The organism is Streptomyces phaeoluteigriseus (assembly GCF_001896135.2).
GTDB lineage: Bacteria > Actinomycetota > Actinomycetes > Streptomycetales > Streptomycetaceae > Streptomyces > Streptomyces phaeoluteigriseus.
In genome coordinates, this window is record NZ_MPOH02000019.1 from 94,353 (window position 1) to 110,477 (window position 16,125).

Sequence of the window (16,125 nt, forward strand, 5' to 3'; positions counted from 1 at the left end):
CCAGGCATGCTCGACCGCTCATCGGCCGCCCGCCCGACAGAACTCCCCTCGGGCAAGACGTCCCACCCAGGACCGTCCGGCCGCTCATCGGCCGCCCGCCCGATCGAGCCGCCCTCGGGAATGGTTTCCCGTGCGGGCGTGCCTGTCTCGTCCCCGTTCGCCCGCCCGGCAGGGCTTTCTGTGGGCTTGCCCTCGTTCATGCTCTCCCCGCGCTCAGGCTCGCACTCCGCCCCGCGCCGCATGGGCGCGGTTCACCCTGATTCAACCAGGTTCGCGGTTCAGCGGGCCTGGTACGGGGACGGGGTGGGGGCGGAGGTGACGTCGGGGACGGGTGCGGCGAGCAGGCCGGGGCCGGTGATCTCCGGGTTGGTGGTCCAGGAGGTCAGCGAGACCGGTGGGGTGGTGCCGAGCGGGCGTATCAGAGGGGACATGGCGGCCGCGCCGGCCATCACGGGTGTGGTCAGCCGGTGCAGGGCATGCTCGGGGTGGCCGGCCGGCGGGGCCGGTACTCCGGGCAGCAGCGGGGCCGAGACCTGGGTCGGGGCGACCGGGGTCTCGCCGAGCATCTGCCCGCCCTGCGCGATCAGGGGGCCGACGCCACGGCGGCGCTGGCTCTCGGGGTTCGTCGCGGCGCCGCCGCCGGGCGTGCGGGCCGGTGTCACATTGCTGCCCGTGCCGGAGCCGCCACGGGCCTCCGTGTCCGCCGGCACGCCGGTGTTCATGCCGCCCAGGGCGATCGCGGCCAGCGACACCGCGCCGGCGGCGACGAAGGCGAACCGCAGCCCGCGCGAGCGCTCGGCGTCGGACCGGCCGACGGGGTGGATGCGGAAGCCGCGCTCGGCGGCGGGCGAGAGCACGGAGCCGTGGTCACGCGCGGGGACGTAACCGAACTCGAACGGCTCGTCCCGCTTCCCTCCGAAGACTCCGGACGCTCCGGGGCGAGCCCCGAATCTGTCGCCGAAACCTCCGCCGAGCGGCGGCAGGCCGTCGTCGTCGGGGGCACCTCCGCCGGGCAGCCCCTGAAGGCGCGCCAGGAAGCTTTCGGAGGGGGCGGGCGGGGCCACTTCAGCGAAGACGTTCTTCAGTCGGCGCTGTGCGTCGACCTCCGCCTTGCATTTGGAGCAGGTCGCCAGGTGCGCCAGCACGCGCTCGCGGGTGTCATGACCCAGCTCGCCGTCCACGAGGGCGGAGAGCCGGTCGCCGAGGTGCTGCTCGGCCGGGGTGGGACGAGTTGCACTCACGCGGTCGCGCCCCCTCCCCCCAGAGCGGGGACACGGGCCACGAAGGAGCGACGCTCGGAGCGCGCCTCGGGCGAGCGGTGGGCCAGTGCCTTGCGCAGCTGCGAACGGCCGCGGTGGATACGCGAGCGGACCGTGCCCAGCTTGACGCCGAGGGTCGCGGCGATCTCCTCGTACGACAGGCCTTCGATGTCGCACAGGACAACCGCGGCGCGGAACTCGGGCGCGAGGGTGTCGAGGGCCTGCTGGACGTCCGCGTCGAAGTGGGCGTCGTTGAAGACCTGCTGCGGGCTGGGCTCCTTGCTGGCCAGCCGCTCGGCCGCGTCGTCGCCGAGCGAGTCGAAGCGGATGCGCTGCTTTCGGCGGACCATGTCCAGGAAGAGGTTGGTGGTGATGCGGTGCAGCCAGCCCTCGAAGGTGCCCGGCGTATAGGTGGAGAGCGAGCGGAAGACGCGGACGAAGACCTCCTGGGTGAGGTCCTCGGCATCGTGCTGGTTGCCGGTCAGGCGGTAGGCGAGCCGGTACACACGGCCGCTGTGCAGGCTGACGATCTCCTCCCACGTGGGCGGAGTCCACGCCTGCCCGTCCGCGTCGGTGGAGAAGGTCGCGGTCTGGGCGGGGCCGGCGCCAGGGCCGGCGGCGTGGCTGTGGTCAGCGGTGTCGTTCACGGATTTGGGCCTGCCTGCCGAACCGAGAAAACGCCGCAGCGGTCCTCCCCGATCCACAGGTGCAGCCGCACCTCCCCTGTCGGCTCTGGTGGTGTCCAGCGGAGCCCCTACCATAGCCACCTCGCCCGTTAGCTCCGGATAAGCGGTTTTACGAGAATTTGATCTGGGCTGATACGGCTCATACGGCTGCGTCAGCACTTGCTGGGCCTCCCGTCCGTCGCCGTGATCCAACCGTGTCCCCCCGTAGTCCGTCACACCCCTTCAAACGCGCGGTCCCATCTGCGGGTTCCCGGCACCAACGGATACAGTCACGCCCAGGCAACCACGGGGACAGGAGAGGGTCATTACCGGCAACCGGCAGACGAGCTGGGCGTTCGCCGACGCCTATGTCGCCGAGGACGAAGCGCTGCGCTGGGCCCGTGACCGGGCCCGCGACGCGGGGCTGCGCTCGGTGTCGCCCAGCACGGGCGCCGCGCTGCGGTTGCTCGCCGCCACCGTGGACGCGAAGTCCGTCGCGGAGATCGGTACCGGTACCGGCGTGTCGGGGATCCACCTGCTGCACGGCATGCGCCCGGACGGCGTCCTGACGACCGTCGACCCCGAACCTGAGCACCAGCAGTTCGCCCGGCAGGCCTTTCGGGCCTGCGGGTTCGCCAGCAACCGGGCCCGCTTCATCCCCGGCCGCGCGCTGGACGTCCTGCCGAGGCTCGCGGACGCCGGCTACGACCTCGTCTTCTGCGACGGTGATCGGCTCGAGGTCATGGACTACCTCGCTGAATCGTTGCGCCTGCTGAGGCAGGGGGGTCTGGTGGTCTTCGAGGGCGTCTTCGCGAACGGCCGCACGATCGACTCGGGCCCGCAGCCCACCGAGGTCATACGGGTGCGCGAACTGCTGCGTGCGGTGCGCGAGAGCCAGGAGCTGGTGCCGTCGCTGCTGCCGGTGGGCGACGGCCTGCTCTGCGCGGTCAAGCGATAAGCGATAAGCGATAAGCGACAGGCGCGCGAGCGGAAACGAAGGCCACGACCAGGAGCCGTTCGGCCGAGCACGCACGACCAAGGACGCACGACCAAGGACGCACGGCCAAGGATGTGCGGCCGAGCACGTGCGGCCAAGAGCTGCCCGACCGCGAGCCGCCCGACCGTAGCCGCAGACGCCGGTCCCCTGCCACCGACCCCGGCCCCGGTCCCAGCCCCTGTCCCAGCCCAGGCCCCAGCCCCAGCCCCGGCCCTATCCCCGCCCGCCCGGTACGCCGTTCGGGCTACGCGCCGCCACATACCCGTCCGGCTCCCGGCAAAAAAGTCTCCCCGGCACCCTTGAGGATGCCGGGGAGACCGAAGGGGTATGGCCGCTTGCGCGTCAGCCGACGACCTTCTTGAGGGCGTCGCCGAGCGCGTCGGCCTCATCCGGGGTCAGCTCGACGACGAGCCGACCGCCGCCTTCGAGCGGAACGCGCATGACGATGCCCCGCCCCTCCTTGGTCACCTCGAGCGGGCCATCGCCCGTTCGCGGCTTCATGGCCGCCATGCTCGTTCCCCTTCCTGAAACCAGCTCATCGTCAAAGCCGACGGCCCGTGAAGGGCAAGGCGCGGCCCAGCATGGGACCAACGACACCGGCATCGAACACATTGCTTCCCAGCCATTATCCCGCATCGCAGGACCCGATGACCAACATCGGTCGGCATCGCTTGAGCAACGCGCGCGAGCAAAACCACTCAATTCGGCGATGTGGCTGCGATACTGCGCGCCCGCACGGACCTCCGCGCATCGGAAATCGTCCCGATTTCTTTGACACAGGTCACACGTCCCGCGCGCACGGCGTCCATCATGCTGTCCTTCGGACACCTGCGTACTGGTCAGTACGTCAGCCGCGACACCGGAGGGGACATCCCATGGCCGACACCGTGCTCTACGAGGTGAGCGACGGGCTCGCGACGATCACCCTGAACCGCCCGGAGGCGATGAACGCGCTGAACATCGCGACCAAGGTCGCCCTGCGGGAGGCGGTGGAGTCCGCGGCGGCCGACGACGCCGTACGGGCCGTACTGCTGACCGCCGCCGGTGAGCGGGCCTTCTGCGTGGGTCAGGACCTCAAGGAGCACATCGGGCTGCTGGCCGAGGGCTCGGGCAAGGTCATGAGCACGGTCAAGGAGCACTACAACCCGGTCGTGCGGGCGCTGACCGAGGCACCCAAGCCGGTGGTGGCCGCGGTGAACGGGGTCGCGGCGGGCGCCGGCTTCGGCTTCGCGCTGGCCGCGGACTACCGGGTCGTGGCGGACACGGCGTCCTTCAACACCTCGTTCGCGGGGGTCGCGCTGACCGCCGACTCGGGCGTCTCGTGGACCCTGCCCCGGGTGATCGGTCCCGGGCGCGCCGCCGATCTGCTGCTGTTCCCGCGCAACGTCAAGGCGCAGGAGGCGTACGAGCTGGGGATCGCCAACCGGGTCGTACCCGCGGAGGAGCTGCGCGCGGAGGCCGAGAAGGTGGCGCGTGCACTGGCCGCCGGGCCGACGGTCGCCTACGCCGCGATCAAGGAAGCCGTCGCGTACGGGCTCTCGCACTCGCTCACCGAGACGTTGGACAAGGAGGACGAGTTGCAGACCCGGGCGGGGGCGTCGCAGGACCACGCGATCGCCGTGCAGGCTTTCGTGAAGAAGGAGAAGCCCACGTACCTGGGCCGCTGAGCCCGGCGATGCGGGCGGTGTCAGGGGCCGTGGACCGAAGCGACCGAAGCACGGCCCCCGCGCCGCTCCCTACGCCGCGCCGCGGGACACGCAGGTCTCCAGGTGGTCGTCGACCAGCCCGCACGCCTGCATCAGCGCGTACGCCGTCGTGGGCCCCACGAAGCGCAGGCCGCGCTTCTTCAGGGCCTTCGAGAGCGCCGTCGACTCGTCGGTGACCGCCGGGACGTCCGCGAGGGTCTTGGGGACCGTGCGGGTCGCCGCGTCCGGGGCGTGGGACCAGATCAGCTCGTCGAGTTCGCCCGGGGACCAGTCGGCCAGCACGCGCGCGTTGGCGAGCGTGGCGTCGATCTTGGCGCGGTTGCGGATGATGCCGGCGTCGGCGAGGAGGCGGGCGCGGTCCTCGTCGGTGAAGGCGGCGACCGCGTCGATCCGGAAGTCGGCGAAGGCGGTACGGAAGCCTGCGCGGCGGCGCAGGATCGTGATCCAGGACAGGCCGGACTGGAAGGCCTCCAGGCTGAGGCGCTCGAAGAGGGCCTCGTCGCCGTGGACCGGGCGGCCCCACTCCTCGTCGTGGTACGTCACGTAGTCCGCCGTGGACAGGGCCCAGGGGCAGCGCAGCGCGCCGTCCGGGCCGGCGAGGGCGGTGCCGTCGCTCACTGCTGGCCCTCCTGTACGGGCTTGTCCATGGAGACCTGCGGCTCGGGCATCCGGGCGACGGCGAGCGCGGACTCCAGTTCGCCGATACGGGCGTCCCGTTCGGCGAGTTCGGCGGCGAGGCGGTTCAGGGCGTCGTCGACGTCGGACATGCGGTAGCCGCGGGCCGCGAGCGGGAAGCGGAGGCGGTCGACGTCGGCCCGGTCGAGGGGGCGGTCCGGGGGCAGCGGGTCGTGCAGCCGCTCGGGCGCGACCTCCGGCAGCGGACCGGTGCCCTCGCCGCCGCCCACCACGGCGAGTGTCACCGCGGCCACCACGACGGCGAGGGCGATGACCAGGAAGAAGAACATAACCATCGGTGGGTCCCCACGCTCGCAGTGCTCGTTGTCAGATGTGTCAGGCTCCGATCGTGCCATGGGGGTGTGACAGTTAGGGTCGCAGGCGGCGGATGTCAGGGACGTACGAGGAGAGGTCACAGGGGATGCTCAGGCTGGGCAGGCGGGAATTCGGCACCCACGAGCCGGTGATCATGGCGATCGTGAACCGGACCCCCGACTCCTTCTACGACCAGGGCGCGACCTTCCGTGACGAGCCGGCCCTCGCGCGCGTGGAGCGGGCGGTGGCCGAGGGCGCGGCGATCATCGACATCGGCGGCGTCAAGGCCGGGCCGGGCGAAGAGGTCACGGCCGAGGAGGAGGCGCGGCGCACGGTCGGTTTCGTGGCCGAGGTGCGGCGGCGCTTCCCGGATGTCGTGATCAGCGTGGACACCTGGCGGGCCGAGGTCGGCGAGGCGGTCTGCGAGGCGGGCGCGGATCTACTGAACGACGCCTGGGGCGGGGTCGATCCGCGGCTGGCCGAGGTCGCGGCGCGGTACGGGGTCGGGCTGGTCTGCACGCACGCGGGCGGCACGGAGCCCCGGACGCGGCCGCACCGGGTGACGTACGACGACGTCATGGCCGACATCCTGAGGGTGACCGTGGGGCTGGCGGAGCGGGCGGCGGGGCTGGGGGTGCCGCGGGAGTCGATCCTCATCGATCCCGGGCACGACTTCGGGAAGAACACCCGGCACAGTCTGGAGGCGACGCGCCGGCTGGGGGAGATGGTGGAGACGGGGTGGCCGGTGCTGGTGTCGCTGTCCAACAAGGACTTCGTCGGGGAGACGTTGGACCGGCCCGTCAAGGAGCGGGTGGTGGGGACGTTGGCCACGACCGCTGTCTCGGCGTGGTTGGGGGCGCGGGTGTATCGGGTGCACGAGGTGGCCGAGACGGCGCAGGTGCTGGACATGGTGGCGTCCATCGCCGGGTACCGGGAGCCGGCCGTGGCCCGGCGGGGGCTGGCGTAGTCCCTGCTCGCCCCCGCCGCGCCGCCCCTTCCCGTCCCGAACCCGGGGGCTGCCGCCCCCGGAGTTCGCTTCGGCCGGGAAGAACCGCCGCTAGCGGCCCGCTTCCTTCGACACCAGGGCCACCGCTTCCTCCACGTCGTCCGTGACGTGGAAGAGGAGGAGGTCCTTCTCCGAGGCCTTGCCCTGGGCGATCAGGGTGTTCCTCAGCCAGTCGATCAGGCCGCCCCAGTACTCCGTGCCGAAGAGGACGATCGGGAAGCGGGTGACCTTCTGGGTCTGGACGAGGGTGAGGGCCTCGAAGAGTTCGTCCAGGGTGCCGAGGCCGCCGGGCAGGACGACGAAGCCCTGCGCGTACTTCACGAACATCATCTTGCGGACGAAGAAGTAGCGGAAGTTCAGGCCGATGTCGACGTAGGGGTTGAGCCCCTGCTCGAAGGGCAGTTCGATACCGAGGCCCACCGAGACGCCGCCCGCCTCGCAGGCGCCCTTGTTGGCCGCCTCCATGGCGCCGGGGCCACCGCCCGTGATCACCGCCCAGCCGGCCTCGACCAGCGCGCGTCCGAGCCGTACCCCCGCCTCGTACTCCGGGGAGTCCACCGGCGTACGGGCGGAGCCGAACACGCTGATGGCGGAGGGGAGTTCGGCGAGGGTGCCGAAGCCTTCGATGAACTCGGACTGGATGCGCAGGACCCGCCAGGGGTCGGTGTGGACCCAGTCGGAGGGGGCGCGCTCGTCCAGCAGTCGCTGGTCCGTGGTGCTCGCCTGCACCTGATCCCGCCTCCGGAGGACCGGTCCCAGGCGCTGTTCCTCCGGTGGCCGCCGCTTGCCCTCCGGGTTGCCTGTAGCCATGTGAACTCCCTCCGCTTGCAGTCGTTCCACCTCAGCGTAGATCTACGCGGGTTACGGGCGGGGGACGTCGGCGTGTCCGGCACCAAGCGCCCCTGAGCACGGATGCCCCACGATCACGCGGTCAGCCAGGCCCGCAGCCGCTCCTCCCCCGCCAGAATCTTCGCGGTCTCCACCCGCTCGTCCCGCTTGTGCGCCAAGTGCGGATTGCCGGGGCCGTAGTTGACGGCCGGTACGCCGAGCGCCGAGAAGCGGGACACGTCGGTCCAGCCGTACTTGGGCTGCGGGGTGCCGCCCACCGCCTCGATGAAGGCCGCCGCGGCGGGGTGCGAGAGGCCGGGCATGGCCGCCCCGCTGTGGTCGTCGACGACGAACTCCTCCACCCCGCAGTCGGCGAACACCGCACGGACGTGGGCGACGGCCTCCTCGGGCGTACGGTCCGGCGCGTAACGGAAGTTGACGGTCACGACGCACTCGTCGGGGATGACGTTGCCGGCCACTCCGCCGGTGATGCCGACCGCGTTGAGGCCCTCCCGGTACTCCAGGCCGTCGATCACCGGGTGGCGCGGCTCGTAGGAGGCGAGGCGGGCCAGGATCGGGGCCGCCGCGTGGATCGCGTTGGAGCCCATCCAGCCGCGCGCCGAGTGGGCCCGCTCGCCCCTCGTCCTCAGCAGGACCCGCAGGGTGCCCTGGCAGCCGCCCTCGACCTGGCCGTCGGAGGGCTCCAGGAGGACCGCGAAGTCGCCCTCCAGCCACTCCGGGTGGGTCTCGGCGACGTGCTTGAGGCCGTTGAGGTCGGCGGCGACCTCTTCGTTGTCGTAGAAGACGAAGGTCAGGTCCCGGTTGGGGGCGGGGACCGTCGCGGCGATGCGGAGCTGGACGGCGACGCCCGCCTTCATGTCGCAGGTGCCGCAGCCCCACAGGACGCCGTCCGCGTCCAGCCGGGACGGGACGTTGCCGGCGATCGGGACGGTGTCGATGTGGCCGGCCAGGACCACCCGCTCGGGCCGGCCCAGGCGGGTGCGGGCGATCACGTTGTTGCCGTGCCGGTCCACCGTCAGGTGCGGCAGCGCGCGCAGGGCCGTCTCGACGCGTCCGCGAGCGGCTTCTCCGTGCCGCTCTCGGAGGGGAAGTCGACGAGCTGCGCGGTGAGCAGGGCGGCGTCCAGCGTGAGGTCAAGCGGGGTCTCGGCCATGCCGTCGACCCTAACGCGCCGACCGCTCGTCCCGCCCGGAACCACCTTCCACACCGGCCTCCCCGGTTTCCGTACTCTCCAGTACCTTGTACGCGTGCCAGAGCCGTCTCCCACTCCCAAGCGCCGCGGCCGCCTCCTCCGATTCGGGGCGGCATGCGTGGTCCTGTCCGCCGTCGCGGGCTATGTCGTGGTCCAGTACGTCACCGGAGGTGCCGGGGACCGCCAGTGCAGAGTCGTTTCCGCCGACGGGGCCGCGACGGCGTACGAGTTCACGCCGGAGCAGGCGGTGAACGCGGCCACGATCGCGGCCGTCGGCACCAACCGGAACATGCCGGAGCGGGCCGTGACCATCGCGCTGGCGACCGCGCTCCAGGAGTCGGCGCTGCGCAACCTCGACCACGGCGACCGGGATTCGCTCGGCCTCTTCCAGCAGCGGCCCTCGCAGGGCTGGGGCAGCCCGCGGGAGGTCACCGACCCGGCGTACGCGGCGAACATCTTCTACGAGCACCTCGCCAAGGTGCCCGACTACACCGAACTGCCGCTCACCGTCGCCGCGCAGCGGGTGCAGCGCAGCGGCTACCCGGACGCGTACGCCAAGCACGAGCCGGACGCGACACTGCTGGCCGCGGCGCTCACCGGGACCTCCGCGGCCTCGCTGACCTGCGGGGGCCGCCCGGACGCCACCACCGCCACCGCGACGGCCACCGGCCCGGACGCGGTCCGCGCCGCCCTCGTGCGGGACTTCGGGCACGACGCGCTCCAGCAGGCGGGCGCGGAGGTCGGCGGGGAGGAGGCCGCCTCCGCCGCGGACGCGGATCCGCCGCTCGCCGAGACCGACGGGCGGACCGTGACACTGCCGGTGGCCGAGGACACCACCGCGGACGGACGCGATGCCGCCGAGCGCGGCTGGCAGCTCGCACACTGGGCGGTGGCCAACGCCTCCGCGCTGCGCATCCAGCGCGTCACCTACGCCGGCCGGGAGTGGGTCGCCGGGACCACCGCCGGCACGTGGCGGGCCACCGGCTCGGCCGGCGCGGAGGACGCCGGTGAGGCGGGGGCGGGCAGCGGCCGCGGCAGCGTCCGGATCGTCACCGCGCAGTAGTACGGGTATTCACTCCGACGGGTAATGCGTGGGGCACCGGACGGCGGTGCGCCCAGGTCGGCGCGCCGTCACCGGCGAGTGCGGCGAATGCCTTGGGGGCACAGGGCTCCGCGGGTTTTGCGGACTTTCACATCGGGCGGCTTTCGCCCGTTTTTATCCAGAGCTGATTATGCGACGCATTACCAACTCTTTACGTCGGCCGTCCGCAACCTTCGCGGGGTTCGAGCGGTAGTCACTGCGTCGCCGGCGACAGACCTCATAGACAGTTCTTGTTCTCTCCCGTCGAAGGAGCATCATGTCCCTCCCCCTGACCCGCAGGATCGCTCGTGCCGCACTGCTTGTCGCCGCGGGAGCTGCTGCCGGTGTCGGTGCGGCCGGCTCCGCCGGCGCGGCCCCCGGCCTGCCCGCCGCCCCCGACCTCGGCGGCCTGACCGCCCTGGACGGGGCGAGCGTCGGCAACACGGTCGACAGCGCGGCGCAGAACGTCACCGGGACCGCGGGCGAGACCGGTGGCAAGGCGGTCGAGCAGGCCGTACCCGCCGCGGGCAAGACCGGCGGCAAGGCCGTGAAGAAGGTGACGCCGGTGGCGCAGAAGGCCGCCGGTGAGGCGGCGGGCTCCGCCGGGGATCTCGTCGGGGACACCGCGTCCACGGCGACCAAGGGTGGGCTGCCGACGGAGTCGCTGACGCAGGGTGGGCTGCCGGGGGCGGAGACGCTGCCGACGAAGGGCCTGCCCCTCGGCTAGGGCGCTTCAGTGGTGGCGGGGTCCAGGGGGTGTTCCCCGGACCCCGCCACCGTTTCAGTCCGTCAGGCGTTCCACGGCCGCCCGCACCCGCTCGTCCGTCGCGGTGAGGGCCACGCGTACGTGCCGGGCGCCCGCCGGGCCGTAGAAGTCGCCGGGGGCCACCAGGACGCCGCGGGCCGCCAGGTGCGACACGGTGTCCCAGCAGGACTCGTCCCTGGTGGCCCAGAGGTACAGGCTGGCCTCGCTGTGGTCGATGCGGAAGCCGTGGGCGAGGAGGGCCTCGCGCAGGAGGGTGCGGCGGGCGGCGTAGCGCTCCCGCTGCTCGTGCACGTGGGTGTCGTCGGAGAGGGCCGCCACGACCGCCGCCTGGGTCGGCGCCGACGTCATCATGCCGCCGTGCTTGCGGATCTCCAGCAGCGGGCCGAGGACCGCCGGATCGCCGGCCAGGAAGGCGGCCCGGTAGCCGGCCAGGTTCGAGCGCTTCGACAGGGAGTGGACCGAGACGATCCCCTCGTAGGAGCCGCCGTTGACGTCCGGGTGGAGGACGGAGACCGGGTCCGCCTCCCAGCCCAGTTCGACGTAGCACTCGTCGGAGAAGAGCAGGACGCCGTGCTCGCGGGCCCAGGCCACGATCCGGGTCAGCTCGGCCTTGGACAGGACCTTGCCGGTCGGGTTGGACGGCGTGTTGAGCCAGAGGAGCCTCAGGTCCGTCGGGTCCAGCACGGTCGGGTCGTCGTAGGCCACGTACTCGGCGCGGGCCAGACGGGCGCCGACCTCGTACGTCGGGTAGGCCAGGCGCGGGAAGGCCACCTTGTCGCCGGGGCCGAGGCCCAGCTGGGTGGGGAGCCAGGCGACCAGTTCCTTGGAGCCCACGATCGGCAGGACGTGCCGGTGGGTGACCTCACGGGCGCCCAGACGCCGCTCCAGCCAGCCGGTGATCGCGTCGCGCAGTGCCGGGGTGCCCCAGACCGTCGGGTAGCCCGGGGAGTCCGCCGCGTCGATCAGCGCCTTCTGGATCAGGTCGGGGACCGGGTCGACCGGGGTGCCGACGGAGAGGTCGACGATCCCGCCGGGGTGCGCCGCGGCCGTCTTCTTGTACGGCTCCAGCTTGTCCCAGGGGAAGGTGGGAAGACGGTCGGAAACTGCGGACACGGTTCTTAGCTCGCTCTCTGACGGACACGGCCCATGACGGATGCGGCCCGGGCGGACACGTCCTGCGACGCGTACGGCCGCTGACGGGTACGGCCTCGGGTACGGCAAACGCCTCGGCCCCGTACGGCGATCTTGGCGATCAGGCCGTACGGGACCGAGGCGGCGCGTTGGTGCGGGCCGCTTGGCTGACTACTCGGCCTGCGGCGGAAGCGCGGCGACGAAGGGGTGGTCGCGCTCGATCAGACCCAGCTTGCTCGCGCCGCCGGGCGAGCCGAGTTCGTCGAAGAACTCGACGTTCGCCTTGTAGTAGTCCTTCCACTCCTCCGGAGTGTCGTCCTCGTAGAAGATCGCCTCGACCGGGCATACCGGCTCACAGGCACCGCAGTCGACGCATTCGTCCGGGTGGATGTACAAGGACCGCTGGCCCTCGTAGATGCAGTCGACCGGGCACTCCTCGATGCACGCCTTGTCCTTGACGTCGACACAAGGCTGCGCGATGACGTAGGTCACGCTGTCGTTCCTCCTCGATTGGGCGCTGGCGGGCCTCCTCAGGCTCCGCCGCCTGGCGCGCGGGAGCGCGGCGTCGTCGATGCCCGCCCCTAGTATCTCCGTTCTTGGCAACGATCCGAACAGGAGGGGTGAACCGACCTGTGGAAATCTCGGCCGCCGGACGTCTCGAGGTTCGCATCACCGCCGCTGACGTGGGTAAACGCGTCTCCGTGCGGCGCCTGAGCGAACCTGGGGTCACCGAGGCGAAATTCACCGACACGGTAGGTGTTCTCACATCATGGGACAACGGTGTGGTGGTGATCACACGGAAGAGTGGCGAGAGCGTCCGTATCGCGGAATCCTCCCTGGTCGCCGGGAAGGTCGTCCCGGCCGCTCCGGCCCGCCGCCGGGGTCCGGCCGCCTCCTACGAGGAACTCGCCCACGTCTGCGCGCGCGCCTGGCGTCCCGTGGAGAGCGAGCGGCTCGGCGAGTGGGAGCTGCGCGCCGCCTCCGGGTTCACCCGCCGCGCCAACTCCGTGCTCCCGCTGGGCGACCCCGGCCTGCCCCTCGACGGGGCCCTGGACGTCGTACGGCGCTGGTACGGCGACCGGGGCCTGCCCGCGTACGTGCAGACCGCCACCGGGGCCGAGGGCACCGAGGAACTGCTGTGCGCCGAGCTGGAGCGGCGCGGGTGGGTGCGGGAGGTGACCGCGGAGGTGTGGATCGGGGCGCTGGCGCCGGTCGCGACCGGACGGAGGCCGCGGCCGGGGGTGTGGTGCGTGGCGCGGGAGGCCGACGGGGCGTGGCTGGCGCGGTACCAGCGCAAGGGGGTCGGCGAGGTGGCGCGGAAGGTGCTGGGATCGGGGCCCTCGGTGTGGTTCGCGTCCGTGCCCGGTGAGGGTGCGGTCCCCGCGGCCATCGGACGGTGCGTCGTGGACGGGCGGTGGGCCGGGTTCGCGGCGGTCGAGGTGGATCCGGAGCAGCGGCGGCGGGGCCTGGCGACGGTGGTGATGGCCGCGCTCGCGCGCCGGGCGCTGGAGGAGGGCGCTTCCGCGGCCTGGCTCCAGGTCGAGGCGGACAACACGGGGGCGCGGGCGCTGTACGCCGGGATGGGGTTCGGGGCGCATCACGCCTACCACCACTACCGGGGGCCGGAGGCGAGTACGACGTGACGGGATTCGAGCGCGCCGAGCTGCGGCGGCGGTTCGCCGAGGAGGCCCGGTCCGAGCGGCCCGACCTGTCGCTGCTGTGCCTGCTGGTGGGCGCGGCGGCGGACCGGACGCTGGACGAGGCCGGTCTGGACGCCGCGCAGGTCGACCTGGACGCGCTGGCAGGGCAGGTGCCGTTCCGGCCGGGCGGGCCGCGCGCGTGGGCGGTCGCGCTGCGCGAGCTGCTCGGTGAGCGGCTCGGGTTCGCCGGTTCGCCGGCGGACTACGAGCGGCTGGAGTCGTCCCTGCTGCACCAGGTGCTGGAGCGGCGGCGGGGGCTGCCGATCCTGCTGTCGGTGGTGTGGATCGAGGTCGCGCGGCGGGCCGGGGCGCCGGTGTACGGCGTCGCCCTGCCGGGGCACTTCGTGGTCGGCTTCGGCCCCCCGGAGGACCAGGTGCTCGTCGACCCCTTCGACGGGGGCCGGGTGCTGACGGGCCACGATGCCGAGGTCCTGGTGACGGGGGCGACGGGGGCCCCGCTGGAGCCCTCGATGCTGGTCCCGGCCGAGACACTGGATGTCGTACGGCGGATCCTCAACAACATCCGGGCGTGGGCGGCGGCCCGACCCGAGCGGTCGGACGTCGCCCTGTGGGCCGTGGAGTTGGCGCTGCTGCTGCCGTCCCATCCGGCTCGCCTGCGCTACGAGCGGGGGCAACTGCTGGCCCAGCGCGGGCAGTTCGTGGAGGGGGCGGAGGAGATGGAGGAGTACGCGGGGCTGGTGGAGGTGGTCGACGCGGAGCTGGCGGAGCGGGTCCGGCAGGAGGCGCGGGCGGCGCGGGCCCTGCTGAACTGAGTTCCGGACCCCGGTGGTTCACGGCGACAGGGTGTCTTGGCACGCGGTGTGCGGTGTCCGGCACGAGCGAAGGGCACCCGGCGCGGCTGCCGGGTGCCCTGGTGGCCTGGAGTGCCTGTCTCGCGTCAGCTCGGGTCGGTGTCGATGATCCCGAGCCGGTCCGTCCTGCTCGTCAGCGCCGGGCGCAGGGCGCTGATCACGTCCTGGACGGTGACGGGCGTCTTCTGGCCGGTGCCGCGGGTGATCAGGACACCGTCGAAGGCGCCGCCGTACAGCTCCTTCAGCGCGGCCTCGTCGTAGTTCTCGACGAGCTTGCCGTCGATCGCCTTGACGCCCAGGAACTTCCACAGGGAGTTCTTCGGGCTCATCGGGACGGAGTGCGCGGCGTCGGTCTGGACGGTGACGGTGCCGGACATCGCCGGTTCGGCGAACTCCTTCATCATCCGGTCGACCTCGGCGTCGGACACCGTCGGCTGCTTGGTCGTCGTCGGGACCTTCACCGGGGTGGCCGTGCCGGACTCGACCTGGCCGCGGTAGGCCTCCACGACGGCCGTCTGGGCCTTGGCCGCGTCGATGCCCTTGCCCGCCTTGCCGTAGACGGCGACGGCCTTGCCGGACTCGAACCTGATCGTGCCGTCGGTGGCCGAGCCGGAGCCGCCCGCCGCGGTCTCCAGGGCGGCCTGGAGCTTCTCCCCGTCGACCGGCATCTCGGGTTCGATCTCGCGGTGCTCGCCGAACAGCGAGCCGATCACCGAGACGGGGTTGTAGTCGCTCTTGGCCGCCGCGTCGACGGTGGCCTGCATGTCGAACTGGAGGCCCGCCTGGTCCGGCTTGAGGGTGACGGTGGTGCCGTCCACGGACAGTTTCAGCGCCTGGTTCACCCGGCCGTCGAAGGCGTCGTCGAGCTTCTTGACGGCGTCGTCGCGGGTGCCGCCGCCGATGTCGACGCCGAGCACGGTGGTGCCCTTGGGCACGTCGGAGTGGTTCATCAGCAGTCCGGCCCCGTAGGCACCGGCCGCGGCGACCACCACCAGGGTGCCGAGCAGGACCAGCTTGCTGCGGCCCTTCTTCTTTTTCTTCTTCGGGGCGGCCGCGGGCGCGTTCTGCGCGACCGGCTCGGGTGCCTTCGGCGGGGTGTGCGGCAGCGGCCCGTCGGGGTGCCCGCCGGGCGCGAACGGCCCGCCCTGGCCGGGACCCTGACCGGCCGCGGGGACGACCGGGATGCCGCTGGTGACGGTGTTCCCGGAGACGTTGTCGTGGCGGCCGTAGCCGCCGGGGCCGGGCTCGGGGGCCGGCTGCTGCGGGGTGAGGATCGCGGTGTCGTCGCTGAGGCCGCCGCCGGGGTGGTGGACGGGGCCCGCGGCCGAGCCGTGCACGCCGCCGTTCATCGGCGGCACCATCGGACCGTCACCGGTGACCGGGCCGCCGGTGGGACCCGCGGGTCCCTGCGGGCCGCCCCGGCCACCGCGGCCGACGGGGCCCTCCGGTCCGTTGAAGTCGTGCGGGCCGCCGGGTGCGCCGGGGCCGCCGCCCTGGCCGTTCGGACCGGGGTAGCCGTTTGGGCCGTTCCCGTCGCCGGCGAAGTACGGCAGGTCGTCGCGGCGCGGCCCGGAGCCGCCGCCCTGCGTCGGAGCGCCCTGCATCGGCCTCTGCACCGGACTGCCCTGCGCCGGTCCGCCGCCCTGGGCGGGGCCACCGCCCTGCGTCGGGCGGGTGCCGTTGCCGTGGGGGCCCGCGGCGAGCGCCTCGGTCACGTCGAAGGAGCCGGTGCCGCCACCGTGCCCGGGAGCCACGGGGCCGCCGGTGGCACCGGACATCCCGGCGCCGTTGGTGCCGCCGGGGCGGGGGGCGCCGGGTGCGCTCATGGAGCCGACCGCACCGCCGGGCCGGCCGGCTCCCGGACGCGCGCCGCCGGGCGCACCGGTGTTGGCGCCGGTCGCGGACGGGGCGGGGGCGGCCGGGGCACCGGAGGGCGTACCGGCGGCCGAACCGCCCGCCGGACGCGGCGCC

16 protein-coding genes and 1 pseudogene are annotated in these 16,125 nt (G+C 72.8%); 7 read left to right on the forward strand and 10 right to left on the reverse strand.

Going from position 1 to position 16,125, the window contains the following annotated elements:
* Positions 1 to 278 precede the first annotated feature (278 nt).
* Both BM536_RS30005 and sigE read right to left on the reverse strand, forming a co-directional pair.
* On the reverse strand, positions 279 to 1,241 hold the full coding sequence (locus BM536_RS30005) for an anti-sigma factor family protein (protein WP_073493102.1): 963 nt from the start codon (positions 1,239 to 1,241) through the stop codon (positions 279 to 281).
* Entirely contained in the window at positions 1,238 to 2,020 is a 783-nt protein-coding gene (gene sigE / locus BM536_RS30010; protein WP_211362976.1) for an RNA polymerase sigma factor SigE, read from the reverse strand. The genes BM536_RS30005 and sigE overlap by 4 nt, the downstream gene beginning before the upstream one ends.
* Before the next feature lie 163 nt (positions 2,021 to 2,183).
* On the opposite strand from sigE, the gene BM536_RS30015 reads away from it, so the two are divergent.
* The gene (locus BM536_RS30015) at positions 2,184 to 2,882 is read left to right on the forward strand and encodes an O-methyltransferase (protein ID WP_073493106.1); all 699 of its coding nucleotides are present in this window, start codon (positions 2,184 to 2,186) and stop codon (positions 2,880 to 2,882) included.
* A 381-nt stretch (positions 2,883 to 3,263) separates the two neighbouring features.
* Here the strand turns inward: BM536_RS30015 and BM536_RS41920 are convergent, their stop codons facing one another.
* On the reverse strand, positions 3,264 to 3,431 hold the full coding sequence (locus BM536_RS41920; RefSeq protein WP_003966491.1) for a DUF3117 domain-containing protein: 168 nt from the start codon (positions 3,429 to 3,431) through the stop codon (positions 3,264 to 3,266).
* A 365-nt stretch (positions 3,432 to 3,796) separates the two neighbouring features.
* On the opposite strand from BM536_RS41920, the gene chcB reads away from it, so the two are divergent.
* The gene (gene chcB / locus BM536_RS30025) at positions 3,797 to 4,588 is read left to right on the forward strand and encodes a 2-cyclohexenylcarbonyl CoA isomerase (protein WP_073493110.1); all 792 of its coding nucleotides are present in this window, start codon (positions 3,797 to 3,799) and stop codon (positions 4,586 to 4,588) included.
* Between the two features lie 69 nt (positions 4,589 to 4,657).
* On the opposite strand, the gene BM536_RS30030 is transcribed toward chcB, so the two are convergent.
* The gene (locus tag BM536_RS30030; RefSeq protein WP_073493111.1) at positions 4,658 to 5,245 is read right to left on the reverse strand and encodes a DNA-3-methyladenine glycosylase I; all 588 of its coding nucleotides are present in this window, start codon (positions 5,243 to 5,245) and stop codon (positions 4,658 to 4,660) included.
* Complete coding sequence (locus tag BM536_RS30035) at positions 5,242 to 5,592, reverse strand: DivIVA domain-containing protein (RefSeq protein WP_073493113.1); 351 nt, start codon at positions 5,590 to 5,592, stop codon at positions 5,242 to 5,244. Before BM536_RS30035 ends, BM536_RS30030 begins: the two co-directional genes overlap by 4 nt.
* Positions 5,593 to 5,723: 131 nt before the next feature.
* On the opposite strand from BM536_RS30035, the gene folP reads away from it, so the two are divergent.
* The gene (folP, locus tag BM536_RS30040) at positions 5,724 to 6,584 is read left to right on the forward strand and encodes a dihydropteroate synthase (RefSeq protein ID WP_094103737.1); all 861 of its coding nucleotides are present in this window, start codon (positions 5,724 to 5,726) and stop codon (positions 6,582 to 6,584) included.
* A gap of 90 nt (positions 6,585 to 6,674) precedes the next feature.
* On the opposite strand, the gene BM536_RS30045 is transcribed toward folP, so the two are convergent.
* Together BM536_RS30045 and dapE are read right to left on the reverse strand one after the other, a co-directional pair.
* Positions 6,675 to 7,433, reverse strand: coding sequence for an LOG family protein (locus BM536_RS30045; protein ID WP_073493115.1), 759 nt, complete (start codon positions 7,431 to 7,433; stop codon positions 6,675 to 6,677).
* 113 nt (positions 7,434 to 7,546) lie between these two features.
* A pseudogene (dapE, locus tag BM536_RS30050) lies at positions 7,547 to 8,625 on the reverse strand (succinyl-diaminopimelate desuccinylase).
* 94 nt (positions 8,626 to 8,719) lie between these two features.
* On the opposite strand from dapE, the gene BM536_RS30055 reads away from it, so the two are divergent.
* Both BM536_RS30055 and BM536_RS30060 read left to right on the forward strand, forming a co-directional pair.
* The gene (locus tag BM536_RS30055) at positions 8,720 to 9,727 is read left to right on the forward strand and encodes a VldE C-terminal domain-containing protein (protein WP_094103738.1); all 1,008 of its coding nucleotides are present in this window, start codon (positions 8,720 to 8,722) and stop codon (positions 9,725 to 9,727) included.
* A 295-nt stretch (positions 9,728 to 10,022) separates the two neighbouring features.
* Entirely contained in the window at positions 10,023 to 10,472 is a 450-nt protein-coding gene (locus BM536_RS30060; protein ID WP_094103739.1) for an ATP-binding protein, read from the forward strand.
* Positions 10,473 to 10,526: 54 nt separating this feature from the next.
* Here the strand turns inward: BM536_RS30060 and BM536_RS30065 are convergent, their stop codons facing one another.
* Together BM536_RS30065 and fdxA are read right to left on the reverse strand one after the other, a co-directional pair.
* Positions 10,527 to 11,624: a bifunctional succinyldiaminopimelate transaminase/glutamate-prephenate aminotransferase gene (locus BM536_RS30065; protein ID WP_073493117.1), complete on the reverse strand. Its 1,098-nt coding sequence runs from the start codon at positions 11,622 to 11,624 to the stop codon at positions 10,527 to 10,529.
* A 189-nt stretch (positions 11,625 to 11,813) separates the two neighbouring features.
* Positions 11,814 to 12,134, reverse strand: coding sequence for a ferredoxin (fdxA, locus tag BM536_RS30070; RefSeq protein ID WP_007495984.1), 321 nt, complete (start codon positions 12,132 to 12,134; stop codon positions 11,814 to 11,816).
* A 140-nt stretch (positions 12,135 to 12,274) separates the two neighbouring features.
* Here fdxA and BM536_RS30075 point away from each other — a divergent pair, with 140 nt between their 5' ends.
* Both BM536_RS30075 and BM536_RS30080 read left to right on the forward strand, forming a co-directional pair.
* Positions 12,275 to 13,285: a GNAT family N-acetyltransferase gene (locus tag BM536_RS30075; RefSeq protein ID WP_094103740.1), complete on the forward strand. Its 1,011-nt coding sequence runs from the start codon at positions 12,275 to 12,277 to the stop codon at positions 13,283 to 13,285.
* A complete protein-coding gene (locus BM536_RS30080; RefSeq protein WP_073493119.1) occupies positions 13,282 to 14,115 on the forward strand; it encodes a SirB1 family protein in 834 nt (277 codons plus the stop codon). The genes BM536_RS30075 and BM536_RS30080 overlap by 4 nt, the downstream gene beginning before the upstream one ends.
* 125 nt (positions 14,116 to 14,240) lie before the next feature.
* On the opposite strand, the gene BM536_RS30085 is transcribed toward BM536_RS30080, so the two are convergent.
* Positions 14,241 to 16,125: hypothetical protein (locus BM536_RS30085; RefSeq protein ID WP_245873875.1), on the reverse strand; the 1,885-nt coding region annotated here is incomplete at its 5' end.